Source organism: [Actinomadura] parvosata subsp. kistnae, from assembly GCF_900323885.1.
GTDB lineage: Bacteria > Actinomycetota > Actinomycetes > Streptosporangiales > Streptosporangiaceae > Nonomuraea > Nonomuraea composti.
The window spans coordinates 312,956-336,572 of record NZ_OOHJ01000005.1 but is presented as its reverse complement, the minus strand read 5'-3'; the positions used below and the strand labels follow the sequence as shown (position 1 = coordinate 336,572).

21 protein-coding genes and 2 pseudogenes are annotated in these 23,617 nt (G+C 74.1%); 12 read left to right on the top strand and 11 right to left on the bottom strand.

Features of this window, described 5'->3' with window-relative positions; translation table 11 throughout:
- The first annotated feature begins 31 nt into the window (after nucleotides 1–31).
- From KIS93_RS02895 to KIS93_RS02885, 3 genes are all read left to right on the top strand, one after another.
- Nucleotides 32–1,060 carry a taurine ABC transporter substrate-binding protein gene (locus KIS93_RS02895; protein WP_080037943.1) on the top strand — a complete coding sequence of 343 codons (1,029 nt, stop codon included), beginning with the start codon at nucleotides 32–34 and terminating at the stop codon, nucleotides 1,058–1,060.
- A complete protein-coding gene (locus tag KIS93_RS02890; protein ID WP_080037942.1) occupies nucleotides 1,044–1,823 on the top strand; it encodes an ABC transporter ATP-binding protein in 780 nt (259 codons plus the stop codon). The genes KIS93_RS02895 and KIS93_RS02890 overlap by 17 nt, the downstream gene beginning before the upstream one ends.
- 75 nt (nucleotides 1,824–1,898) lie before the next feature.
- On the top strand, nucleotides 1,899–2,765 hold the full coding sequence (locus KIS93_RS02885) for a TauD/TfdA dioxygenase family protein (protein WP_080037941.1): 867 nt from the start codon (nucleotides 1,899–1,901) through the stop codon (nucleotides 2,763–2,765).
- 116 nt (nucleotides 2,766–2,881) lie between these two features.
- Here KIS93_RS02885 and KIS93_RS02880 read toward each other — a convergent pair whose 3' ends face one another.
- Nucleotides 2,882–3,331 (bottom strand): hypothetical protein, encoded by a 450-nt coding sequence (locus KIS93_RS02880; protein WP_080037940.1) that lies wholly within the window; start codon nucleotides 3,329–3,331, stop codon nucleotides 2,882–2,884.
- A 351-nt stretch (nucleotides 3,332–3,682) separates the two neighbouring features.
- On the opposite strand from KIS93_RS02880, the gene KIS93_RS02875 reads away from it, so the two are divergent.
- The 3 genes from KIS93_RS02875 (at nucleotide 3,683) to KIS93_RS02865 (ending at nucleotide 7,489) form a co-directional block, all read left to right on the top strand.
- Nucleotides 3,683–4,966 (top strand): hemolysin family protein, encoded by a 1,284-nt coding sequence (locus KIS93_RS02875; RefSeq protein ID WP_080037939.1) that lies wholly within the window; start codon nucleotides 3,683–3,685, stop codon nucleotides 4,964–4,966.
- A gap of 160 nt (nucleotides 4,967–5,126) precedes the next feature.
- Nucleotides 5,127–6,467 carry a hemolysin family protein gene (locus tag KIS93_RS02870; protein WP_080037938.1) on the top strand — a complete coding sequence of 447 codons (1,341 nt, stop codon included), beginning with the start codon at nucleotides 5,127–5,129 and terminating at the stop codon, nucleotides 6,465–6,467.
- On the top strand, nucleotides 6,464–7,489 hold the full coding sequence (locus KIS93_RS02865; RefSeq protein WP_080037937.1) for a hemolysin family protein: 1,026 nt from the start codon (nucleotides 6,464–6,466) through the stop codon (nucleotides 7,487–7,489). The genes KIS93_RS02870 and KIS93_RS02865 overlap by 4 nt, the downstream gene beginning before the upstream one ends.
- Nucleotides 7,490–7,704: 215 nt before the next feature.
- Here the strand turns inward: KIS93_RS02865 and KIS93_RS02860 are convergent, their stop codons facing one another.
- Complete coding sequence (locus KIS93_RS02860) at nucleotides 7,705–8,478, bottom strand: DUF6544 family protein (protein ID WP_080037936.1); 774 nt, start codon at nucleotides 8,476–8,478, stop codon at nucleotides 7,705–7,707.
- 427 nt (nucleotides 8,479–8,905) lie between these two features.
- Here KIS93_RS02860 and KIS93_RS02855 point away from each other — a divergent pair, with 427 nt between their 5' ends.
- The 5 genes and pseudogenes from KIS93_RS02855 to KIS93_RS02835 all read left to right on the top strand — a co-directional run bounded on the left by KIS93_RS02855 (nucleotide 8,906) and on the right by KIS93_RS02835 (nucleotide 13,735).
- A complete protein-coding gene (locus tag KIS93_RS02855) occupies nucleotides 8,906–9,670 on the top strand; it encodes an HAD family hydrolase (protein ID WP_080037935.1) in 765 nt (254 codons plus the stop codon).
- Nucleotides 9,671–10,028: 358 nt separating this feature from the next.
- Nucleotides 10,029–10,936 (top strand): annotated as a pseudogene (locus KIS93_RS02850) (ABC transporter ATP-binding protein).
- A gap of 73 nt (nucleotides 10,937–11,009) precedes the next feature.
- Nucleotides 11,010–11,750, top strand: a complete 741-nt coding sequence (locus KIS93_RS02845; RefSeq protein ID WP_080037933.1) for an ABC transporter permease — start codon at nucleotides 11,010–11,012, stop codon at nucleotides 11,748–11,750.
- A gap of 3 nt (nucleotides 11,751–11,753) precedes the next feature.
- Entirely contained in the window at nucleotides 11,754–13,109 is a 1,356-nt protein-coding gene (locus KIS93_RS02840) for a sensor histidine kinase (protein ID WP_080037932.1), read from the top strand.
- Nucleotides 13,106–13,735: a response regulator gene (locus tag KIS93_RS02835; protein WP_080037931.1), complete on the top strand. Its 630-nt coding sequence runs from the start codon at nucleotides 13,106–13,108 to the stop codon at nucleotides 13,733–13,735. The genes KIS93_RS02840 and KIS93_RS02835 overlap by 4 nt, the downstream gene beginning before the upstream one ends.
- 41 nt (nucleotides 13,736–13,776) lie before the next feature.
- On the opposite strand, the gene KIS93_RS67230 is transcribed toward KIS93_RS02835, so the two are convergent.
- On the bottom strand, nucleotides 13,777–14,067 hold the full coding sequence (locus tag KIS93_RS67230) for a winged helix-turn-helix transcriptional regulator (protein ID WP_268966944.1): 291 nt from the start codon (nucleotides 14,065–14,067) through the stop codon (nucleotides 13,777–13,779).
- Between the two features lie 54 nt (nucleotides 14,068–14,121).
- Nucleotides 14,122–15,513 carry a sensor histidine kinase gene (locus KIS93_RS02825; protein WP_080037929.1) on the bottom strand — a complete coding sequence of 464 codons (1,392 nt, stop codon included), beginning with the start codon at nucleotides 15,511–15,513 and terminating at the stop codon, nucleotides 14,122–14,124.
- 352 nt (nucleotides 15,514–15,865) lie between these two features.
- Here KIS93_RS02825 and KIS93_RS02820 point away from each other — a divergent pair, with 352 nt between their 5' ends.
- A complete protein-coding gene (locus KIS93_RS02820; protein ID WP_186403548.1) occupies nucleotides 15,866–17,905 on the top strand; it encodes a SpoIIE family protein phosphatase in 2,040 nt (679 codons plus the stop codon).
- Between the two features lie 63 nt (nucleotides 17,906–17,968).
- Here the strand turns inward: KIS93_RS02820 and KIS93_RS02815 are convergent.
- The 7 genes and pseudogenes from KIS93_RS02815 to KIS93_RS02785 all read right to left on the bottom strand — a co-directional run.
- Nucleotides 17,969–18,368 (bottom strand): annotated as a pseudogene (locus tag KIS93_RS02815) (aldehyde dehydrogenase family protein); the annotation flags it as partial.
- 21 nt (nucleotides 18,369–18,389) lie between these two features.
- A complete protein-coding gene (locus KIS93_RS02810) occupies nucleotides 18,390–19,178 on the bottom strand; it encodes an SAM-dependent methyltransferase (protein ID WP_080046626.1) in 789 nt (262 codons plus the stop codon).
- 10 nt (nucleotides 19,179–19,188) lie between these two features.
- Nucleotides 19,189–20,016, bottom strand: coding sequence for a universal stress protein (locus KIS93_RS02805; protein ID WP_080037927.1), 828 nt, complete (start codon nucleotides 20,014–20,016; stop codon nucleotides 19,189–19,191).
- A gap of 37 nt (nucleotides 20,017–20,053) precedes the next feature.
- Nucleotides 20,054–20,908, bottom strand: a complete 855-nt coding sequence (locus tag KIS93_RS02800) for a universal stress protein (protein ID WP_080037926.1) — start codon at nucleotides 20,906–20,908, stop codon at nucleotides 20,054–20,056.
- Nucleotides 20,909–21,043: 135 nt separating this feature from the next.
- Nucleotides 21,044–21,859, bottom strand: coding sequence for an SDR family NAD(P)-dependent oxidoreductase (locus tag KIS93_RS02795; RefSeq protein WP_080037925.1), 816 nt, complete (start codon nucleotides 21,857–21,859; stop codon nucleotides 21,044–21,046).
- Entirely contained in the window at nucleotides 21,859–22,527 is a 669-nt protein-coding gene (locus KIS93_RS02790) for a TetR/AcrR family transcriptional regulator (RefSeq protein WP_230466087.1), read from the bottom strand. The genes KIS93_RS02795 and KIS93_RS02790 overlap by 1 nt, the downstream gene beginning before the upstream one ends.
- A gap of 238 nt (nucleotides 22,528–22,765) precedes the next feature.
- Nucleotides 22,766–23,602, bottom strand: a complete 837-nt coding sequence (locus tag KIS93_RS02785) for an EamA family transporter (protein WP_080037923.1) — start codon at nucleotides 23,600–23,602, stop codon at nucleotides 22,766–22,768.
- Between the last annotated feature and the right edge of the window lie 15 nt (nucleotides 23,603–23,617).

Sequence of the window (23,617 nt, the reverse complement as noted above, 5' to 3'; positions counted from 1 at the left end):
CCCGCCGCACGTCCCCCATGAGGAAGCCGCCATGCGTCTGAGAATCCTGCTGACCTTCGTGCTGGCCGCCGTCCTGGCCGCCTGCGGCGACGGCACCGCGTCCCAGGGAGGCGGCGCCCCGGCGAACCGCATCCGCCTGGCCTACCAGGCCTTCCCCAGCGGCGACCTCATCGTCAAGAACAAGAGGTGGCTGGAGGAGGCGCTGCCCGGATACCGGATCCAGTGGACGAAGTTCGACTCCGGCGCCAGCATCAACACCGCCTTCGTGGCCGGCAGCGTGGACATCGCCGCCATCGGCTCCAGCCCCGTCGCCCGCGGGTTGTCGGCGCCGCTGAACATCCCGTACCAGGTGGCGTTCGTGCTCGACGTGGCCGGCGACAACGAGGCCCTGGTCGTCAGGAACGACAGCGGCGTGTCCTCCATCGAGGGCCTGCGCGGCAAGAAGGTCGCCACGTCGTTCGCCTCGACCGCCCACTACAGCCTGCTGGCCGCGCTCGACCGGGCCGGGATCCGCGAGTCGGAGCTGACCATCGTCGACCTCGAACCCCAGGACATCCTCGCCTCCTGGACACGCGGCGACATCGACGCCGCCTACACCTGGCTGCCCACGCTCAAGGAGCTGAAGAAGAACGGCAAGGTCCTCGTCGCCAGCCGGGAGCTGGCCACGGCCGGCAAGCCCACGCTGGACCTCGGGGTGGTCTCCACCGCCTTCATCAAGGCGCACCCGCAGGCGGTGGACGCGTGGCGCAAGGCCCAGGCGAGAGCGTTGCAGCTGATCGCCGACGACCGCGCCGCGGCCGCCGCGGCCGTCGCCGCCGAGCTCAACCTCACCCCGCAGGACGCCGAGGAGCAGCTCGGCCAGGGCGTCTTCCTCAAACCCGCCGACCTGGCCTCCCCCGAATGGCTCGGCACGCCCGAACGGCCCGGCGCCCTGGCCGCCGGCCTCGTCAGCGCCGCGCGGTTCCTCAAGGACCAGCAGAAGATCGACGCCGTACCCGACCTGGCGACCGTGCGCGACGCCATCTACACCAAGGGGCTGCCCGATGTCCTCGCCCCCTGACAGCGCCGTGCACGTGCGGGACGTCGTCCACGTGTACGGGACCGGATCCGACATGGTGACCGCGCTCGGCCCCATCTCGCTCGACGTGCCGCGCGGCTCGTTCCTCGTGATCGTGGGCGCGTCCGGCTGCGGCAAGAGCACGCTGCTGCGCCTGATCGCCGGCTTCGAACGGCCCACCGCCGGGATCGTCCGCACCGCCGGAGCCGCGCCGGTGCCCGGCACCGGCGCCGGGATCGTCTTCCAGCAGCCCCGGCTGTTCCCGTGGAAGAGCGTGGGCGGCAACGTGGAGCTGGCCCTGCGCTACGCCGGCGTCCCGCGCGAGGAGCGCGCCCGCCGGGTGCCCGAGCTGCTGGACCGGGTCGGCCTGCACGACGTGACCCGCCGCCGGACGTGGCAGCTGTCCGGCGGCCAGCAGCAGCGGGTGGCCATCGCCAGGGCACTGGCCGGCGACGATCCGCTGCTGCTGCTCGACGAGCCGTTCGCGGCTCTGGACGCGCTCACCCGCGAGCGGCTGCAGGAGGACCTGCGGCGGGTCAGCGAGCAGACGGGACGCACGTCCGTGTTCGTCACCCACAGCGTCGAGGAGGCCGTCTTCCTCGGCAGCCGGGTCGTCGTGCTGACCAGCAGGCCCGGCCAGATCGCCCTCGACCTCGACATCCCGCTGCCCCGCGACGGCCTGGAGCCCGACGAGCTGCGTGCCCTGCCCGAGTACGCGGCCCTGCGCGCCACCGTCGGCCACGCCGTCCGGGAGGCCGCCGGCTGACCACCACACCAAGGCTGACCACCCCATAAGGCCGACCACTCCGCAAGGCTGACCACCGCACGACAAGGAGCGCCCATGTCCACACCCCTGGCCACCGAGCTCACCCTGCGCCCGCTCGGCCCGCACTTCGGCGCGCGCGTCGAAGGGCTCGACCTGGCGACCGCCGGCGACGAGGAACTGGCCGCCGTCCGGGCCGCCCTCGTCGAGCGGAAGGTGCTCTTCTTCTCCGGGCAGACCCTCGACGAGGACGGCCAGGTCGCGCTGGGCCGCCGCCTCGGCGAGCTGACCGCCTCCCACCCCGTCGTGGGCGGCGTGGACGAGGACCACCCGGAGATCTACGCGCTCGACAGCGCCGACAACGGCTTCGCCGACGTCTGGCACACCGACGTGACCTTCATGCCCCGCCCGCCGCTCGGCTCGATCCTGCGCGCCGTGACGCTGCCGCCCACCGGCGGGGACACGAGCTGGGCCGACAGCCAGCTCGCCTACGACTCCCTGTCCGCCCCGGTACGCGAGCTGGCCGACCAGCTGACCGCCGTGCACGACGGCAACCGCGAGTTCGGCTACTACCTCGCCCAGCGGCGCGGCGGCCGGGGCAGCGTCTGGGACGGCGAGGTCGTCACCCGCCTCGACCCGGTGGAGCACCCCGTCGTCCGCGTCCACCCGGAGACCGGGCGCAAGGGCCTGTTCGTCAACCCCGGCTTCACCTCGCACATCGTCGGCGTCTCGGAGGCCGAGAGCCGCCACCTCCTCGACCTGTTCTACGCCCACCTGACCAAGCCGGAGCACATCGTCCGCCATCGCTGGAGCCTCGGCGACGTCGCCATGTGGGACAACCGCAGCACCGCCCACTACGCCAACCGCGACTACGGCACCGCCCACCGGGTCATGCACCGCATCACGCTGCGCGGCGACCGCCCGTTCGGGCCCATCCGCCCCTGAGACGGCACCGGTCACGCTGTCCCGGCCACGCATCGCCGCCCCGCGCCTCCGTCCTGAAAAGCCCCGCTGAAAACGCCCGCGGAAGGCGCCCCGCTGAAAATGCCCCGCTGAAGGCGCTACGCGGTCGCCGCGGCGCCCTCGTCGTCGTCCTCGCGCTTGGCGGGCTCCGGCGGCGGCTGCGAGGTGAGCCGCGCCGTCATCCAGCACGCGGCTCCGGAGACCGCCAGAGCGCCGCCGATGGCGGCCAGCGTCAGCAGGCCCGCCTTGCCGTCGGCCCGCACGCGCTGCGGCGGGGCGGAGCCGCGGCCGGGGGTCTTCGCGCCGGCGGCGTCGTCGCACTCCTGGATGCGGCCGGTGATCGTGTCCGGCTCCCAGCAGTGCGGGTCGTCGGGGAAGAGGGCGTCGTCGTCATCGGGGCCCTCCCTGTGGTTTCGCTCCGCCAGGTACGCGGGCGCCGGCAACGGGGGCGCCAGAGCGTGGGCTCCGGCTTCGAGCAGCGGCATCGTCGCCAGGACGACGACCATCGTGCCTGCGACCGGTGCGAGCCGCCGCATCACCAGCCCCATTTTCCTCCCTCACCCCGGGTGCCCCGCTGACATCGTCCCCCGCGACAGGGCCGCGGAACCCTGACCTGGGCCTTCGATCGGCCGGGCCGGGAACCTGGCGGGCGGGCCGCTCGTTGGCGTTGGTGACCGGTGCCGTCGTACGAACACGAAACGGAGCAGCGAGCCCTCTGTGGAGGAGTGCAGTACCAGGCCGGGCCCCGTCCCGGCATCCCCTTCACGAGCGCGGGCGCGCGCCACTGACGTGCACCGTCCTTCCCGGCGGGCCTTTCCTACGCCTGCCGTTCCCTTGCGCGCGGCCCGCCCGCGCGTCCTCTCTCATTCGCACTTCTGTCGCAAGGAGCATGTTCTGCCGTGGACGGCTATGGGGTTCAGCTCGCCCTCGTCGTGGTCCTGGTCATCCTCAACGCGGTGTTCGCCGGTAGCGAGCTCGCGCTGATCTCGCTGCGTGAGGGCCAGCTACGGCGGCTGGAGCGGCACAGCGCGGGCGGCCGCCTCGTGGTGCGCCTGGCCCGCGACCCGAACCAGTTCCTGGCCACCATCCAGCTCGTCATCACCCTGTCCGGCTTCCTGGCCTCCGCCACCGCGGCCGTCACGCTGTCGGAGCCGCTGGTGCCGCTGCTCGGCTTCCTCGGCGACGCCGCGGGGCCGGTCGCGATCGTCGTGGTGACGATCGTGCTGACGTTCCTGACGCTGGTGTTCGGGGAGCTGGCGCCCAAGCGGGTCGCCATGCAGCGGGCCGAGACGTGGGCGCTGCTCATGGCCCGCCCGCTGAGCGTGATCGCGACGCTGTCCCGCCCGGTGGTGTGGGCGCTGGCCAGGTCGACGGACGTGGCCGTCCGCCTGATGGGCGGCGACCCGGCCCGGCACCGCGAGGAGATCAGCCCGGAGGAGATCCGCGACCTGGTCGCCACGCACCGCGGCTTCACGCCCGAACAGCGCATGATCATCTCCGGGGCCGTGGAGATCACCGAGCGGGTGCTGCGCGAGGTCCTCGTCCCCCGCCGCCAGGTCTTCACCCTCGACGCGGACACGCCCGCCGAGCGGGCCCGCCACCTGCTGGCCGGCTCCGGCCACTCCCGCGCGCCCGTGCTGCGCGGGCGCGGCCTCGACGACACCGTCGGCGTCGCCAACCTGCGCGACCTGCTCACCGACGCGACCGCCCGCACCGCCGCCGACGTGGCCAGGCCGCCGCTCCTGCTGCCCGACAGCCTGCCCGTCTCGGACGCGCTGCGCCGCTTCAAGAGCGAACGCCAGCAGTTCGCCCTCGTCCTAGACGAGCACGGGGCGGTCGACGGCATCGTCACCCTGGAGGACCTGCTGGAGGAGGTCGTCGGCGAGATCTACGACGAGACCGACCGCGACGTGGTCAGCGTCCGGCGCGAGCCCGACGGCAGCCTGCTGCTGCCCGGCGACTTCCCCGTCCACGACCTGACCGACCTGGACATCGACCTGGAGGGCCGCCCGGACGGCGACTACACCACGGTCGCCGGCCTCGCCCTCACCCTGCTGGGCCGGGTGCCGACCACGGCGGGCGACCGGGTCACGGCGGGCGGGTGGGAGCTGGAGATCGTGGCCGTGGAGCGGCACGCGATCACCGGCCTCCGGGTCCGCCCGGCGGCCCAGGTGGCGCCGTGACTCGTCCGCCCGCCCTCTCCGGGACCCCGTGCGGCGGCGTGCGGGCGGATGGCCGATCATTGTCAGGGACGGGAAGCCGCGGCTCGCGCCGGGGCGCCTCCGCACGACCGAGGGGACCTAAGGTGCCGGTGAACCTGACCCGCCCGCAGGGGCGTCCCCGGTGAGCGTGGCGCTCGGCCTGCTGGCCGTCTTCCTGCTCACCGCGGCCACCGGGTACTTCGTCGCCCAGGAGTTCGCCTACGTCAGCGCCGACCGGCTGGCCCTGTCGCAGCAGGCCGCCGCCGGTGACCGCAAGGCCGCCAAGGCCGTGCGGGTGATGGAGCGGCTGTCGTTCATGCTGTCCGGGGCGCAGCTCGGCATCACCGTGACGGCGCTGGTCGTCGGGTTCATCGCGCGGCCGGCGCTGGCCGAGCTGATCGCGCCGGGGCTGGCCGCGCTCGGCCTGCCCGCCGGCATGGTGGGCGCGGTGGCGCTGGCCGTCGGGTTCGCCCTGGCCACGATCATCCAGATGGTGCTGGGCGAGCTGGCCCCCAAGAACCTCGCCCTGGCCAGGCCCGAGCCGCTGGCCCGCGCCCTGGCCGGCTCCACCCTCGTCTACCTGACGATCGCCGGGCCGGTGGTCAAGCTGTTCGACACCGCGGCCAACCGGCTGCTGCGCCTGGTCGGCATCGAGCCCGTCGAGGAGCTGCACCACGGCGCCACGCTGGAGGAGCTCGGCCACATCATCGGCGAGTCCGAGGCCCACGGCCACCTGCCCGGCAGCCAGGCCGACGTGCTGGAGCGGGCGCTGGCCTTCTCCGAGCACACCGCCGACGAGGTCATGGTGCCGCGCGCCGACGTCGTCGCCATCGCCGGCAACGCCACCGTGGCCGACCTCGACGAGCTGATCGCCGCCCACGGCCACACCCACTACCCGGTGCTCGGCGCCACGTTCGACGACGTGACCGGCGTGGTGAGCCTGCGCGACGCCGCCGCCGTACCGACGGAGAAGGCCGCGCAGACGCGGGTCGCCGGGATCGCGCGGGACGTGCTGGTCGTGCCGTTCTCGCTCGCCCTGCCCGAGCTGGCGCGCCAGCTGCACGAGCGCGGCGAGGAGGTCGCCTGCGTCGTGGACGAGCACGGCGGCCTGGCCGGGCTCATCACCTGGGAGGACGTCGCCGAGGAGCTGGTGGGCGAGATCGCCGACGAGAACGACCGCGACGAACCCTCCCTCGTCCGGCTCGACGGCGGCGCGTGGGAGCTGGACGCCGGGCTGCGCATCGACGAGATCTCCCTGGCCACCGACCTCGACCTGCCCGACGAGGACGAGTACGACACCCTGGCCGGGCTCATCCTGCATCGGCTCGGCCGCTTCGCCGTCCCCGGCGACGTCCTGACCGTCGAGCTGCCCGCCACCCTCGACCCCGGCGCGCCCACCCACGCCCGCGTCGAGGTCCTCACGCTCGACCGCCACGTTCCCGAACGGGTCCGCCTGACCCCCTGCCGCGAGGAGCAGCCGTGAGCCTCACCACCGGCCTGGCCCTGACGCTGCTCCTGCTGGCCGGCAACGGCTTCTTCGTCGCCGCCGAGTTCGCCCTGGTCGCCGCCAAACGTCACCGCCTGGAGAAGGCCGCCGCCCAGGGCAGCCGGGCCGCCTCCGCGGCGCTGTCCGGCATCAAGGAGCTGTCGCTGATGCTCGCCGGGGCGCAGCTCGGCATCACGCTGTGCTCTCTGGGGCTCGGCGTGGTGTCCGAGCCGCTGATCGCCGGGACGCTCGCGCCGCTCTTCCACGCCCTCGGGCTGCCGGAGGCGGGCGCGCACGCGGTGGCGTTCGTGATCGCGCTGGCGCTGGTGACGTTCCTGCACATGGTGCTCGGCGAGATGGCGCCCAAGTCGTGGGCCATCGCCCACCCGGAGCGCTCCGCCACCATTCTGGCGCTGCCGTTCCGGGGCTTCACGCTGCTGGTCCGGCCGGTCATCAGCGCGCTGAACGCCATCACGAACGGGCTGCTGCGCCTGGTCAAGGTGCGGCCGCGTGGCGCGGGCGACAATCCCCGTACGCCCGCCCAGCTCCAGCACCTGGTGGAGGAGTCGCGGCGGCTCGGGCTCATCGAGGCCGACGACCACGCCGTGCTCAGCCAGGCGCTCCAGGCTCCGCACGCGCCCATCACCGCGCTCATCACTCCGCCCGAGCGGATCGTGACCGTGCCCGCCGGCGCCGGCCCGCAGGAGATCATCGACGCGGCGATCCGCGCCGGCCGCTCCCGCCTGCTCGTCGGCCCCGCCGACCCGGGCGGCGCCCCGACCGGCGTCGTCCACCTGAGGGACGCCTACCTCGCCCACCGCCGCGGCACCATCACCGCCACCGCTGGGAGCCTCGCCTATCGCCTGCCCGTCCTGCCGCCCGAGCTGCCCGTCTCCGACGCGGTGGCGCGGCTGCGCGCGGCACGCAGCCAGATCGCCCTGGTCCGGCACGAGGACGGGCGGGTGGCGGGGCTGATCGCCCTCGACGACCTGCTGACGACACTCCTGGTCCCCGCCTGACCGGGGTCAGCGGCGCGCCCTGCAAGCCCCCGCCGATCGGCACGGCCTGCCCATCCCCTGACGCCCCCCTCGGCCGAGGTGTCTTCAGCCCCGACTCTCACCTGGGCACCTCCGTCTCGGCCGGCATGATCGCGTGCCGCACGGTGGCCATCAGCCACAGCAGCCCTACGGCCCGTCCGACTCGCCCCCGGACGGTCCCGAACCGTCGGCGGCGCTCATCTGAAGAGTGCGTCGTCGAGGGCGTAGCGGATGAACTCGCCCTCCACCCGCTGATCGGTGCCCGGCCACCATCCGCCCACGACGCGAACGGGAATGGTGAACCCGTCGAACATGCCCTCCTCGACGCACTCGACGCCGAACCGGTGCTCGCGGAAGGCCTGGCCGTCCGGGTTGCCCCAGCGGTCCATGGAGACGCGCTCCAGCCGCCCGTCCGGCGCGATGTCCAGGGTGACCTCGTGGTCCTCGCCGCCGATCGGGAGGGTGGCGACCGCCTGGCGGTCGTCGAGCGCCTTCCACCGGACGCGCGGGTCCAGCGCGGCGGCGGGCGCCAGGACGAACTCGCAGGCCAGCCGGCCGGCGGCGCTCCGCGTGAGGTCCGGCCCCGAGCCCGACATGACGGGCACGGCGTCCAGCAGCCGCCAGCGCATCTCGCCCGCTCCTGCGCGGTAACGGTCGAAGCCGTGCACCGGCGCCGGCCCCAGCCGGGTGCCCGCCGCCCACACGTACCCTTCCAGCGGCAGCAGCGCCTGGTTCGCGTGGAAGCGGCGCCACTCGCCGATCCTCATCATGCCCCGCATGCTGAGCACGACCGCCCGCCGCAGGGGCGTGCCCGGCGCGATGGCGTGCAGCAGCCAGCGCCGGGCCGGCTCGGGCAGCAGGCCGGCCTGCTCGGGGTCGAACGCGGGCGCCCGCCGGGTCGGGGACTGCAGCAGGTCCCAGTCCCGCCGGGCCTGCTCGGTGAGGTGCGGCGGCGCGACGACGACGGTCATGATCGCCTCCTGGGTACGCGGGTTCCTGTCGTGATCCTCATGGGCCCTCCTCGGCGCCGGACATGGGGGGCGAGCAGCCGTGCCATCGCGGCCCCGGTGAGCGCGCCCGGCGTGATGAGCCAGGAGTCGCCCGACACGACTACCCATCGCGGTGCCGCCCGCACGTGCCCGCGCACAACCCGCCACCGCGGCACGCTCACGGCCGTGGCCGCCGACGGCTCTTGCGGAGGTTCGCGCACCTGTCCAGCACACCGTCCCGGACGGCCGCCGGGCAGTGCCGTACGGCCTGCCGCACCGGGACCTTCGGCCCCTTCCCTCCGGCGAACGGCTGCCGGTGACGGACGCGGCGTCATCAGGGCCGTTCGCCCCTGATTCGGTTCCTCCTGGCCGGGCAGCATGGACATCACGATCTCTGGAGGAGGACGTCATGACCGTGATCGACCTCCACCGCAGCACAGCGGTGATCTTCGAAACCGACGGGGTGCTCACCGACACCGCCCGCGTCCACGCCGCCGTCTGGAAACGGGTCCTGGACGCCTACCTGCGCCGGCACGCCGAGCGGTCCGGCACGCCGTGGGAGCCGTTCGCGATCCCCGGCGACTACCTGCGGCACGTGGACGGCAAGCCCAGGATCGACGGGGCACGGGACTTCCTGGCCTCGCGCGGCATCGTCCTGGACCCGGAGAAGGACCACGACGTTCTGACCGGCATGGCCTGCCTCAAGGACGGCCTCTTCCTGGCCGAGATCCGCAACTACGGCGTGGCGCCCTTCCCCGCCGCCGTCTCCCTGCTGCACGAGCTGCGCCGCCACGGCGCCCGCGTCGCCGCCGTCTCGGCGAGCCGGAACTGCGCCGAGATCCTGCGCCGGGCCGGGCTGTCCGGCATGGTGGACGCCCGGGTGGACGGGGTGGTCGCCGCCGAGGCGGGGCTGGCCCCGATGCCGGACCCGGCCGTCCTGCTGGAGGCCGCCCGGCGGCTGGGCGCGGAGCCGTACGAGAGCGTGGTGGTCGCCTGCACGGCGCCCGCGCTGCGAGCCGCCGCGAACGCCCGCTTCGGCCTCGTGATCCCCCTGCGCCGTCCGTCCCCCACGTCCGGTGAGGCGGCGTCCGGCGTGGCGGCGGGTGCCGTGGACGATCTCACCTCCGTGCGCGTGGTCGGGCGGGTGCCGCTGTTCGCGCATCACGCGCGGTGACGCCTGGCTGGTCGGGGTAGCCGCGGCGCAGGACGAGGGCGGCCGGCGGGCCGAGGATCTGGCCGGCCGAGTACCCGGCGGCCAGGGCGGCGGCGGCGCGCAAGACGTGCAGCCATGGCCGGGGCGATGCGACGGCATGGGGTGGGGTGGTCCGCCATGTCGCCCAGCGTGTGTCAAGGCCCGCCCATGCCGCCAGAACCGGTTTCCTTCCAGGTGGGAGGCTCACGCTCGTACGTCCGCATGAAGGAGCGGATCCGCGCATCAACCGATCGGTTGATGCGCGGGTCCGCCGCGCCGGCCGCCGTTCCTGGCCGCGTGGTCGATTCGCGGCAGCCCTGCCCGGCGGGACGCTGGTCGCATGACGATCATCGAGGTGGACGGCCTCGTCAAGCGCTACGGCGACCACACCGTCGTGAACGGTGTGAGCTTCGCCGTCGAGCAGGGCGAGATCTTCGGCATCCTGGGCCCCAACGGGGCGGGCAAGACCACGACCGTCGAGTGCGTCGAGGGGCTGCGCGCTCGTGACGGCGGCACGATCCGGGTCTGCGGCATCGACCCGCGCGACGACTCCGGCGAGCTGCGGCACCTGCTCGGCGCGCAGCTCCAGGCCGGCGAGCTGCCCGACAAGCTGAAGGTGGGCGAGGCGATGGAGCTCTACAGCTCCTTCTACCGCCGCCCGGCGGACTGGCGGGAGCTGATCGCCACCCTGCGCCTCACCGACAAGCTGGACACGCAGTTCCGGCGGCTGTCCGGCGGGCAGAAGCAGCGGCTGTCGATCGCGCTGGCGCTCGTCGGCGCCCCGAGGGTGGCGGTGCTGGACGAGCTCACCACCGGTCTCGACCCGCAGGCGCGGCGCGACGCGTGGGACCTGATCGAGGGCGTCCGCGACAGGGGCGTGACGATCCTGCTGGTCACGCACTTCATGGAGGAGGCGGAGCGGCTCTGCGACCGGCTGGCGGTGATCGACTCCGGCCGCGTCGTCGCGCTCGACACCCCGGCGGGGCTGGTCTCGCGGGTCGAGCACGGGCAGCGGATCCGGTTCCGTCCGTCCGCACCGCTGGACCCGGCCGTGCTGAGCGCGTTGCCGGAGGTGACCGCCGTCGAGCGGGCGGGCGGCCAGCTCGTCGTGTCGGGACGGGGAACCTGCTGCTCGCCGTGACCACCGCGCTCGCCCGGCACGACGTCGTCGCCGCCGACCTGCGGGTCGAGCAGTCCACGCTGGACGACGCGTTCGTCGCGCTGACCGGCCGCCGCGCCGATGCCTGAGCCGGCTACTGAGCCGATTACTGGGCCGGCTCCTGAGCTGATCCCTGAGCCCCAAGTCGAAAAGGAGATGACCATGTCCGCGCTGTTGCGGCTCACCACGACCGAGACCAAGTTGTTCTTCCGCGAGCCGATGATCGTGTTCTTCACGCTCGCGTTCTCCCCCATCCTGCTCGTCATCCTCGGTGCGATCCCCGCCATGCGGGAGCCGGCCGAGGAGTTCGGCGGGGCGCGGATGATCAGCGTGTACGTGCCGATCATCGTCGCGATGACCCTGTCCATGTTCGCGCTGAACAGCCTGCCCCAGCTCCTGGCCCTCTACCGGGAGAAGGGCGTGCTGCGGCGCATGCGGACCACCCCGGTCAAACCGGGCGTCCTGCTCGGCGCGCAGCTGCTGATGTCGACGGTCCTGTCGGCGGTGGCGACGCTGGCGCTGCTCGCCATCGGCCGGCTGGCGTTCGGCGTGGCCCTGCCCCGGCACCTGCCGGGGTACGTGGTGGGCTACCTGCTGGGGACGCTGGCCATGTTCGCGATCGGCCTGCTCGTCGCCTCGCTCGCGCCGACCGGCAAGAGCGCGGTCGCGATGGGGACGGTGGTGTTCTTCCCGACGGTGTTCTTCGCCGGGCTGTGGGTGCCGCGCGACAAGATGCCGGACATCCTGCGGACGATCAGCGACTTCACCCCGCTGGGTGCCGGCGTGCAATCATGGCAGGACGCCACAGCCGGTCAGTGGCCGCAGCTCCTGCACCTGGCCGTCATGCTGGGCTGGACGCTCGTGGCCGGGGGGCTGGCCGCACGGTATTTCCGCTGGGAGTAGGTCGTGAGCATCGAGGCCGAGCTGCGTGCGGAGTTCGACCGGTGGGAGCACACCGAGAGCGCGGTGCTGAAGGTGCTTCCGTACATCCTGCTGGCGCTGAGCACCGTCATCACGCTGCTGCAGCCGCTCTGGGGCGTGCCGGTGCACGTCCCGGCGGTGCTCGGGCTGTCGGCCGTCGCGGCGGTCTGGGTGCTCTGGTTCCACACGCTGTGGCCGGGCCGGCACGGCAGCGGGCCGCTGATGGGCGTGTACTACGTGGGCGTGGTGGCGCTGAGCGCCTGCCTGGTGGCGTTGACGCCGTGGTTCGGCTTCTTCGCCTTCCTCGGCTACGCGCACGCCTTCCAGTACCTGAAGGGGCGCTGGCGTTACGTGGGGGTCGCCGCCACGGCGATGGTGGCGGCGATGTCGTACATGGGCGGGGCGGCCGGCATCAAGGAGGAGGAATGGTGGGCGTGGCTGGGCCTCAGCGTGATCGTCATGCTGCTGGCCGGGGCGTTCTTCTACTTCGCGGAGCTGGCCGACCGGCGCATACTCAAGCAGAAGCAGGCGCTGACCGAGCTGCACGAGGCCAACGTGAAGCTGGAGGCGGCGCTGGCGGAGAACGCCGCCCTGCACGCCCAGCTCCTCGTCCAGGCCCGCGAGGCCGGGGTGCTGGACGAGCGGCAGCGGATGGCGCGCGAGATCCACGACACGCTCGCGCAGGGCCTGGCGGGCATCCTCACCCAGCTCCAGGCGGCCGAGCAGACGATGGGCGAGCCGCCGGCGTGGCGGCGGCACGTGACGAACGCGATGACGCTGGCCCGCGAGAGCCTGACCGAGGCCCGCCGCTCGGTCCACGCGGTGGAGCCGGCGATGCTCGCCGAGGCCCGGCTGCCCGACGCGATCGGCGACGTGGCGCGGCGCTGGGCGGAGGTGAACGACGTGGAGGTGGTGCTGACCACCACGGGCGACGCGCGGCCGATGCACACCGACGTCGAGGTGGCGCTGCTGCGCACCGCTCAGGAGGCCCTGGCGAACGTGGCCAAGCACGCCCGGGCCGGGCGGGTGGGCCTGACCCTGTCGTACATGGAGGATCTGGTGACGCTCGACGTGCGTGACGACGGCGTGGGGTTCGAGACGGACGCCAGGCGCGCGGCCGGCTCCGGCGACGGCGGGTTCGGGCTGGCCGGCATGCGGCAGCGGGTGCAGCGCCTGGCGGGCCGCCTCGACATCGAGTCGGAGCCGGGCGGCGGCACGGCGATCTCCGCCACGGTGCCCGCCATCCCGGCAAGCGGCGGCACGGTGACGGTGCCCGCCATCCCGGCGGGCGACGGCACGGCGGTGGCGGTTCCGGCGGTCCCCGCGGGAGGCGGCGCGTGATCGGGCTGCTGATCGTGGACGATCATCCGGTGGTGCGTGACGGGCTGCGCGGCATGTTCAGCGCCGACCCGCGCTTCGAGGTGCTGGGCGAGGCCGGTGACGGCGCGGAGGCCGTCGCGGTCGCGGAGCGGCTGCGACCCGACGTGATCCTCATGGACCTGCGGATGCCGCGCGCCGACGGCGTCAGCGCCATCAAGGAGCTGGCGCGGCGCGGGGTGCCGGCGCGGGTGCTGGTGCTCACCACGTACGACACCGACAGCGACGTCCTGCCGGCCGTCGAGGCGGGCGCCACCGGCTACCTGCTGAAGGACGCGACGCGGGAGGAGCTGTTCCACGCGGTGGAGGCGGCGGCGCGCGGGCAGGCGGTGCTGTCGCCGGCCGTGGCGACCCGGCTCATGGGGCAGATGCGCCAGCCGGCCTCGGAGCCGCTGTCGCAGCGCGAGCTGGAGGTGCTGGAGCTGATCGCGCGGGGCTCGACGAACCGGGAGGCGGCCAAGGCGTTGTTCATCAGCGAGGCGACGGTCAAGACGCACCTGCTGCACGTGTACGCCAAGCTCGGCGTCAACGACCGGGCCGCGGCCGTGGCGGCCGCCTTCTCCCGCGGCTACCTGTCACCCCGCCACTGAAGAAGCACCCTTCAGCCGAGGCCGGCCGACTGGAGCACCCTTCAGCCGAGGCCGGCCGCCTGATCGAAGGCGCGGCGGTTGGCGCGGATGGTGTCCTGGCGGTCGGCCGCCCACCGGGCGAGCGCCAGGACGGGCTCCGACAGGGTGCGGCCGAAGGGGGTGACCTCGTACTCGACCCTGGGCGGGATCTCCGGGAAGACCTCGCGCGTGACGAGCCCGTCGCGCTCCAGGTTGCGCAGCGTGAGCGACAGCATGCGGCGGGAGATGCGCTCGATGCACGCGCTGTGGCCCAGCGAACGCGGCACCCGGTCCGCCTCGGTCTGGTGCGACATGGCTCCCCTTCCTGGTTCTCGCATGGCCCATCGGTCACCAAAGGTAACCGACGCCTAGTCCGCCAGGGGCAGGCGCAGGACCAGGCACGTTCCCCGGCGCGGCAGGTCCTCGACGGTGAGCGAGCCGTGGTGCGCGCGGGCGATCTCGCGGCAGATGGCCAGGCCGAGCCCGGTGCCCTTGGGGTCGCGGGCGCGCGACTCCGGCAGGCGGGCGAAGCGTTCGAAGACGAGCTCGCGGTGCTCGGGCGCGATGCCGGCGCCGTCGTCGGCGACCACCAGCACGCCGCTGCCGTCCTCGGCCCTGACGGCGACGGTGACGGCGGTGGTGGCGTGCCGCTGGGCGTTGTCCAGGAGGTTGGTCAGGAGCCGGCCCATGAGCAGCCGGTCGCACGCGACGAACACCTCGGGCTCCAGGTCGGCGTGGACGGGGACGCGGCCGGCCGGGCGGCGCCCGATCTCGGCGCGGGCCAGCGCGGCCAGGTCGGTGCGCTGGTGCTCGGCGGTGCGGTCAGCGTCGAGGCGGGCCAGGGTGAGGATGTCGTCGGCGATGGCCTGCTGCCGTTCCACGTCGTTGAGCAGGTCTTTCGCCATGCCGGGCCAGTCGACCACGTCCGGGTCCATCAGCGCCTCCTCCAGGCGCAGGCGGGCGCCGGTGATGGGGGTGCGCAGGTCGTGGGAGGCCTCGGAGGTGAAGCGCCGCTCGCGTTGCAGGGCGGCCTCCAGCAGCTCCAGGGTGTCGTTGACGACGGTGGCGAGGTAGCGGATCTCGTCGTGGTGGGGCGGGACGGGCACGCGGTGCCCGAGGTCGGTCGCGGTGATCTCGGCGAGCTCGGCGGTCATGGCCTCGACGGGGCGCAGGGTCCGGCCGACGAGGTGGTACGTGGTCAGGCCCACGATGGCGAGGATGATCGCCGAGGCGGCCAGGAGCTGGGCGAGCAGCGCCTCGCTGACGTACCAGGGCGGGTCGGGCAGCGCGCTGTAGGCGATCAGGTCACCGGTGTGGCTGCCGGGCACCCACATGGCGGCGACGAGCATGCACCGGCCGGGGAAGCCCGGCACGTCGCACAGCCGCCGGTCGGTGAAGGACGGCCGCCGCGACGGCACGAACGTGGCCATCCGCGGCTGGCCGAGCACCCGCGGGCTGGCCGAGACCACCTGCCCGGACGGGTGCACGAGCTGGGTCGCGGCCACCCTTTCCGCCTCGATGACCGGCGGCACGGGGCGGTGCGCGAACCGGTGCACCAGCTCCAGGTCGGCCCCGTAGACGTGCCTGAGCCGGTGGTCGGTCTCATGGTTGTGCCGGTGGCTGAGGATCAGGGACACCGTGATCGCGCACAGCACCACCCCGACCATGGTGGCCAGCATGGTCATGCGGGCCCTGATGGACCATTCCGCCCGCCTCAGGTGGCGGGCGAGGCGCAGGAGCGGCCGGAGCAGACCCTTCATGATCCGCCGTCCCCTCGTCCGCCCCGCGGAAACACCCCATCCCGTCTTCCTGCCCGCGACCTGCGGGGACACGCCCCAAGGGGAGGCCAGATCCGGCGTCCTCCGGTCATCGGACGGCCTCCAAGCGGCAACCGCCTCCCCTCAAAGACCCCCAAAGAGGACAAATACCGAGATATGCCCCCATCTGGGCTGCGTACCGTTGACGTATGTCGCATCGGCTGACAGCGGAAGGGCCGACGCCGGACGTCCGTGCCGGTCGGGACGCACCCCGTCCCATGACCCCCGCAGGAGACGTGGCGGCCGTCGACGAGGCCCTGGTCGAGGCGGCGGCCGAGACGGCGCGCACCTCGCCGTGCTCTACCTGCTGCACGACGGCGACGACGTGCTGCTCATGGAGGCCGGGCTCGGGCTGCCGGCCTGGGGCTCCAGGCCGTGGACGCGCATCAGGCTCGGCGCCGACGCCCCGGTGGTCGCCGCGGTCCGCCGCGACGAGCTGATCTGGGTGCCCGGCCCCGACGCCATGGCCCGCGAGTTCCCCGGCACGGCGCTCGCCGTCCCCTACCCCTACGCCGTCGCCGCCGCGCCGATCCACGCCGGCGGGCGCGTCCGCGGCGTGTGGGCCCTGACCTGGCCCGCCGCCCACCCCGCAGACCTCTCCCCCGGGGAGCTCACCGTCATCAACCGCACCAGCCACCGCATCGGCCGCGCGCTGGAGGAGGCGGAGGCGAACGGCCGCCCGATCCGCGCCGTGGGCCAGCCGCGCGCCCTCGCCCCGCTCCCGCCCGCCCACCAGGACGACCAGCGCGCCCCGGCCGCGCTCGACTGCCTCGACCGCTTCACCGACGGCGTGGCCGCCATCGACATCGAGGGCCACATCACGTTCTGCAACCCCGCCGCGGCCGAGCTCCTGGGCCTGGACGGCACGCCGATGCAGGGCTGCCTGCTGTGGGACCGGGTGCCGTGGCTGCGCGACCCCATGTTCGAGGATCGCTGCCGCGCCGCGTCGATCGGCCAGCAGCCGGCCGACCACCTCGCGAGCCATCCCGACGGCCGCCTCATCCGGATCCGGCTGTACCCGACGCCGACCGGCATCAGCCTGCACCTCACCCCGGCCGAGACGGGCGGGCCCGGGCACGGCGACCCGGTCCCCGCCGACGGGGCGCCGCTGACCGACTCCCGCAACCTCCTGCACGTGGCCTCCACGCTGACCCGCGCGCTCGACGTGGGCGAGGTCGTCGACCTGGTCGCCGACCACGTCGCCCCCGTCTACGGCGTGCGCGCCATGGCCCTGCTGGTGGCCGAGGGCGGCAGGATGCGCATCGCCGGCGCCCACGGCTGCGCCCAGGAGGTGCTCGACCACCTGAACGGCCGGCCCGTCACCGCGCCCACGCCGGTGGAGCGGGTGATGCGGACGGGGCTGCCGCTGTTCTTCGGCTCCCCCGAGGAGCTGCGGCAGGAGGACCCGGGCTTCGCGCGCTCCGACGACACCGCCGCCTGGGCGCTGCTGCCGCTCACGGTGTCCGAGCAGCGGATCGGCACGTGCGTGTTCGGGTTCGCGCACGCGCACCGGTTCAGCGCGGGCGAACGCGCCGCGCTGAGCGCGCTGGCGGGCCTGATCGCGCAGGCGCTGGACCGGGCGCTGCTGTACGAGTCGAAGGACCGCCTGGCCCACACCCTGCAGACCGCCCTGCTGCCGGTCGCGCTGCCCGAGGTGCCGGGGCTGCTCACGGCGGCCAGGTACGTGCCCGCCACCCGCGGCGTCGGCATCGGCGGCGACTTCTACGACCTCATGGCCCTGGAGGACGGGTCGATCGCGGCCGTCATCGGCGACGTGCAGGGCCACAACATGACGGCGGCGGCCCTCATGGGCCAGGTGCGCACCGCCGTGCGCGCCTTCGCCGGCACCGGCGCCGATCCGGGCGAGGTGCTGCGGCACGCCAACCGGCTGCTGATCGAGCTGGGCACCGACCTGTTCACCAGTTGCCTGCTGGCCCACGTGGACCTGCGGCTGCGCACCTTCTGCGCGGCCAGCGCCGGCCACCCGCCGCCGCTGCTGTGCGTGCCGGAGCGGCACACGGACGTCATCGACGTGCCGGCGGGCCCGCTGCTGGGCATCGACCCGGACGCGGAGTACCCGACGCTGAACGCGCCGTTCCCGCCGGAGGCCATCCTCGTCCTCTACACCGACGGTCTGGTGGAGGTGCCCGGCACCGACCTGGAGCACCGCATCGACACACTCACCGAGCACCTGGCGCGGGCCTGCACGGAGCCGCTGCCGCAGCTCACCGACACGCTGCTCGGCCTGGCCCCGTCGAGCCACCAGCGGCACGCCGACGACATCGCCGTGCTGCTGCTGAAGCACGACCCGTCGACGGCGGCGCCGCCCTCCTGAGCCGGTCAGCGGCCGATCGGGTGCGGGTGAGGCCCGGGTCGGGGTCGGTCCAGTCGTCCTCGGGCCGCAGCCGCGAGCCGGCGCAGCAGACGTGGCCCTGGTTGAAGAAGATGCCGGTCACGATGCCTTCGACGGCCTGGTCGATGGCGGCGTCGTCGTAGACGATGTTGGCGCCCTTGCCGCCGAGCTCCAGGGTGAGCCGCTTGCGGGTGCCGGCGACGGCGCGGGCGATCTCCCGGCCCACCTCGGTGGAGCCGGTGAAGGCGACCTTGTCGGCGCCGGGGTGCGCGACCACGGCCCGGCCGGTGTCGCCGGCGCCGGTGACGATGTTGACGACGCCGGGCGGCAGCCCGGCCTCCTGGCAGATCTGCGCGAACGCCAGCGCCGTCAGCGGCGTGGTCTCGGCCGGTTTGAGCACGACGGTGTTGCCGGTGGCCAGCGCGGGGGCGACCTTCCACGCGAGCGACCCGGCGGCGACCGAGCGTCAGGGTTTCCGGCCCACCCCGCAGAACGCCGCCATCCCCGCCATGAGGTCCAGCGCCGGGACGGAGCCGTCCGGGCGCCACTCCGGCAGCGGCACCACTCCCGGCGCGACGAGCTCCAGCCCGTCCAGGAACCGCGCGATCCGCTCGGCCGAGCGCAGCACCACTCCCGTGCCGGAGGCGCGGTAGAACTCGGCCGCCTTCCTGAGCTGGGGCGAGTCGCCGATGTGGCTGATCACCAGGTACGACCCGGAGGGCACCGCGTCCAGCACCGTGCGCACGATCCGGCCGGCGTCCTCGTCCGGCACGAAGTGCAGCATCGCCAGCATCATGACCGCCACCGGCCGGTCGAGGCCGATCAGGGCGTCCGCCTCGGCCAGGATCGGCTCCGGGCGGTAGAGGTCGCCGTCCACCACGTGCGTGTTGCCGGTCGTGGCCAGCAGCGCCCGCGCGTGCGCCAGCGCCACGGCGTCGTTGTCGACGTAGACGACCTCGGCGTCCGGGCGGACCTTCTGCGCCACCTCGTGGACGTTCTCCATCGTCGGCAGCCCCGCCCCCAGGTCCAGGAAGCGCCCGATGCCCGCCTCGCCGGCCAGGAAGCGCACCACGCGGCCCAGGAACAACCGGTTGTGGTAGGCCATCAGCGGCAGCTCGGGCACGACCGCCTTGACGCGCTCGCCCATCTCCCGGTCGGCGGCGAAGTTGTCCTTCCCCCCGAGCCAGTAGTCGTAGACGCGGGCGATGCTCGGCACGTTCGGGTCGACACCGGAAGGGGGTCCATCGAAGGTCATGATCATGACATTAGTGGATACAGGCGGAGGTCATGCCGATCACGGCCACCGGGCAGTGCGCCCGGTGCAGGACTCCGTGGCTGACCGAGCCGAGCACCAGGCCGGTGAGCCCGCCGATGCCGCGCGATCCCACCACCACCAGCTCGGCCGTCCGTGAGGCCCTGGCCAGGGCGGGCACGGGGTGGTCGCGGACGACCGAGTCGGTCAGGCGGGCTCCCGGGTGCCGCTCCCGCCAGGCGTCCAGGCGCAGCCGCAGCTCGGGCGTCTCGTCCACGGGCAGCGGGCCGTAGCCGACGGGATGCGGGGTCATGATCGGGTAGCGGTCGCCGTGCAGCACGCGGAGGGTGGCGTGGCGGGCGGTCGCCTGCGTCAGCGCGTACTCCAGGGCCAGGTCCGCGCACGGGGAGCCGTCGTAGCCGGCCACGACCTCGCCGCCGCCGCCACGGACGAACGTCCGGACGACGACCAGAGGGCAGCCCGTGTGCCCGGCCAGCCCCAGCGCGACCGGGCCGGGCACCGCCACGACCAGGGTCTCCGCCCGCTCGGACTCGTCCTTGAGCCGTTCGAGGACCGCGCCCGTGATCAGGGCCGTGGAGATCGGCGTCTCCGGGGCCAGGGCGCGGGCGCGCTCGGCCGCGCCGGCGAGCATCCGGTCGCAGCGGACGGTCGTGCACTCCTCGTCGGTGGAGGTGCTGAGCGCGTGCTCGGCCTTCCAGGGCTCGCGCACGTGGACGACGCGCAGCGGCAGGCCCCGGCGCGCGGCGTCGTCGGCCGCCCAGTCGAGCGCGGGGCAGGCGGCGCGGGAGCCGTCGATCCCCACGACGATCGGTGCGTTCATGATCGGCCTCCTTCCCCCGCCGGCGAGCCGCGGGTTCTCAGGGCTCGTGCTCGCGGATCACCGCGACCGGGCCGCGCGCGTGGTGCAGCACGCCCCTGCTGACCGAGCCGAGGAACAGCGCGCCGAGCGCGCCCCGGCCGTGGGTGCCGACCACCAGGAGGTCGCAGGCGGTGCCGGTGAGCGCGGCCACGGGGTGCGCGTTCTGGACGTCCGCCACCACCGTCACGTCCGGATATCTCGGCGCCCAGCCGGCGGCCCGCTCGCTCAGCATGCGGTGGTGGCCGGCGCGGGTCTCCTCCACGTCGAGGAAGATCTCGGGGGCGAACGCGTGCACCGGCAGCTGCCAGGCGTGGATCAGGCGCAGGACGGCGTGCCGCAGCCGGGCCTGCTCGAAGGCGTAGCCGAGGGCGGGCTCGCACGTGCCGGAGTCGTCGACGCCGACCGCGACCACGCCGACCGGCTCCTGCGGGTCGGCCCGCACCACGACGACCGGGCAGTGCGCCCGCCCCGCCACCCGCATGGTCACGGAGCCGAGCAGCGCGCCGGTGAAGCCGCCCATCCCGCGGTTGCCGATGACCAGCTCGCCGGCGCGCCGGGTCTGCTCCTCCAGCACGGCCGCGGGCGGGCCCTCGGCGATCTCGGTCACCACCGGCACCGCGGGCTGCCGGGAACGCGCGGCCGCCTCGGCCGCCTCCAGCACCTTGGTCGCCTCGCACAGCGACAGGTCGTCCTGGGCGAGCGCGGCGACCCCGACCGGGTTGTGCGGCAGCCGTTCCAGTGCGTAGACGATCCGCAGGCCGGCGCCGGTGCGGGCGGCGTCGTCGGCGGCCCAGGCGACGGCGGCGGTGGCCGGAGCCGAGCCGTCGGCGCCCACGATGACCTGACCGGTCATGGCAACCCCCTCGCACGTCATCGTGCCCTCCACTCCCCCTCCCCCGGCCGCCACCACCTCAAAGCCGACGAATCGGACAAGAGGCGAGGATTTTCCGCCCCTGTGGGGCGGGCGTTACCGGCGCTGGGAAGCGGCTCAGGCGGTGTCGCCGCCGTCGGCGAGCAGGGTGCTGCCGGTCATGAAGGCCGACAGGTCCGAGGCGCAGAACAGCGCGACGCGGGCGATGTCGTCGGGCGTGCCGACCCGGCCGATGGGGCTGTTCAGCATGAGACCGGTCGGCGGCAGGTCGGCCAGGTTCACGCCCGCCGCCGCGGCCATCGCCAGGTTGCCCTCGGTGGGCACGAAGCTCGGCGCCACCCCCAGCACGCGGATGCCCATCGGGGCGAGTTCGAGCGCCAGCTCGCGGGTCAGGCCGCGGGCGGCGTGCTTGGAGCCGACGTACGCGGCCAGGCCCGGCGCGCTGCCGCGGAACCCGGCGGTGGAGACGATGTTGACGATGACGCCGCCCGTGCCGGCCCGGGACATGCGCCGCGCCGCCTCGCGGGCCCCGACGAACACGCCGCGCGCGTTCACGGCGAACACCTGGTCCCACGTCCGCTCGCTCATCTCCAGCAGCGGCACGGCCGGGAAGATGCCCGCGTTGTTCACCCAGATCTCCAGGCCGCCCAGCTCGGAGACCGCGCGGTCGGCCACGGCGGCGACGGAGGCGGCGTCGGTGACGTCCATCGCGGCGCCCGCCACGCGCACCCCGTGCCGCTCCGACAGCTCCCCGGCGGCGGCCACAGCCAGGTCGCCGTCGAGGTCGCCGAGCAGCACCTCGGCGCCGGCCTCGGCCAGCCGGGCGGCGATGGCCCTGCCGAGGCCCCGGGCGCCGCCGGTCACGACCGCCCGGCGCCCTTGCAGGGAGACGAGCTCGGCCAGGGACTTGCCCGACACGTCGGCTGTGGACATCAGTGCTCTCCTTCTTCAGAGGGGACGGCGCCGGGAGGAACGTCCCGGGCCGGCGCGGCGCCGCCCTCGCTGACGCGGTAGTGCGCGTTCAGCAGGGGCCAGGTGATCGCGGCCATCTCGGCGGGCGGCCGGGGGCATCCGCGTTCGAGCCAGTCGGTGGCCACGCCCATGAGCGCGCCGGCGGTGAACGCGGCCGTAACGTCGTGCGGGACGCGCTCCGGCCAGGCGCCGGCGTCGGCCTGCCGCAGGCGCTCGTGGATGACGGCGGCGACGCGGCGGCGGATGTGCCCGGCGACGCGCGCGCTGCCCTGCGCGCCCAGCAGCGCGTGGTACAGCCCGGCGTGCCCGGCCAGGCTGCCGAAGAACGCGGTCAGCGACTCGATCGCCTCCCGCACCAGGTCCGCCGAGTCGAGGGCGGGGCCGGGCAGCGACTCGATCAGCTCGTCGATCATCGCGGTGCAGGCGTCCTCGGCCAGCTCGTGCACGTCGCCGTAGTGGTCGTAGAACGCCGAACGGCTCACCTCCGCCCGCTCGGCCACGTCGGAGACGCCGATCCTGGACAGCTCGCGCTCCTCGGCCAGCTCGATCAGCGCCCGCGCCAGGGCGAGCCTGGTGCGGCGCACGCGCCGGTCACTCGACGGGGCGGTGCTCTTTCTGGTGGTCGCCACGCGGGCCATCCTAACCATAAAACGACAGGTGCAAGAAAACTTGCACCTGTCGCTTAACGCCGCACCGGGAGAGGGCGCGCAGGCCCTCGGGGCAGGCGAGCGGGAAGGCGGCTGACGGCGAGGAGGCCAGGTCAGGGCGAGGAAGGCGAGGGCGAAGCCGGTGACGGCGAGCAGGTCAGGGCGAGGAGGGTAACGGCGATGAGGTCAGGTGAGGGCGAGGAGGGGGACGGCGAGCAGGTCAGGTCAAGGCGAGGAGGGTGACGGCGAGGGCGGCGGTGCCGAGGCCGAGGAGCTGGCCGCGGCCGATGCGCTCGGCGAGCACGCCGCGGGCGAGCAGGACCGTGCCGGCCGGGTAGAGGGCGACGATCACGGCGACGACGGCCAGGTCCCCGCCGCGGGCCGCGAGCAGGAACAGCAGGTTCGCCAGCGAGTCGAGCACGCCCGCCGAGGCGGACAGCGCGTACGCGGGCCGCTCGGGGCCGAGCCTGCGGCGCAGCAGGCCCGCCGCGGCGAGCGTCAGCGCGGAGGAGACCGCCCGGCCCACGATCAGCGGCGCCACGCCGCTGTCGGACGGCGCCTGGTGCAGGAAGACGAGCTGCAGGGCGATGGCGGCGCCGGCGCCGAAGGCCAGCAGCAGCGCGGTACGCGAGGCGCGCGCCGAGCCGGCCCCGTGCCCGGCGCTGACCAGCACCACCGCCACGAGCGCGAGCGGCAGCCCGGCCAGCCCGGCGGCGGACAGGTGCTCGCCCTGCAGCAGCCCCACGCCGACCGGCAGCACGGCCGAGACCAGCGCGGTGATCGGCGACAGCACGTTCATGGGTCCGATCGCCAGCGTGCGGTAGAGCAGGGCGAACGCGGCGGCCGAGGCCACCCCTGAGGCGGCGCCCCAGGCGAGGGCGCCCGCGCCGAACGAGGCGCCGAGCAGGGGCCACAGCAGCAGCTCGACGGCGAGGCTGGCCGGAGCCGCGATCATCACGGTCCGCAGCACGTGTGCCTTGCGGGCGCCGAGGCCGCCGAGGAAATCGGCGCACCCGTAGGCGAGCGAGCTGCCCAAGGCCAGCAGCAGAGCGATCACAAGTCCTCCCTGTAT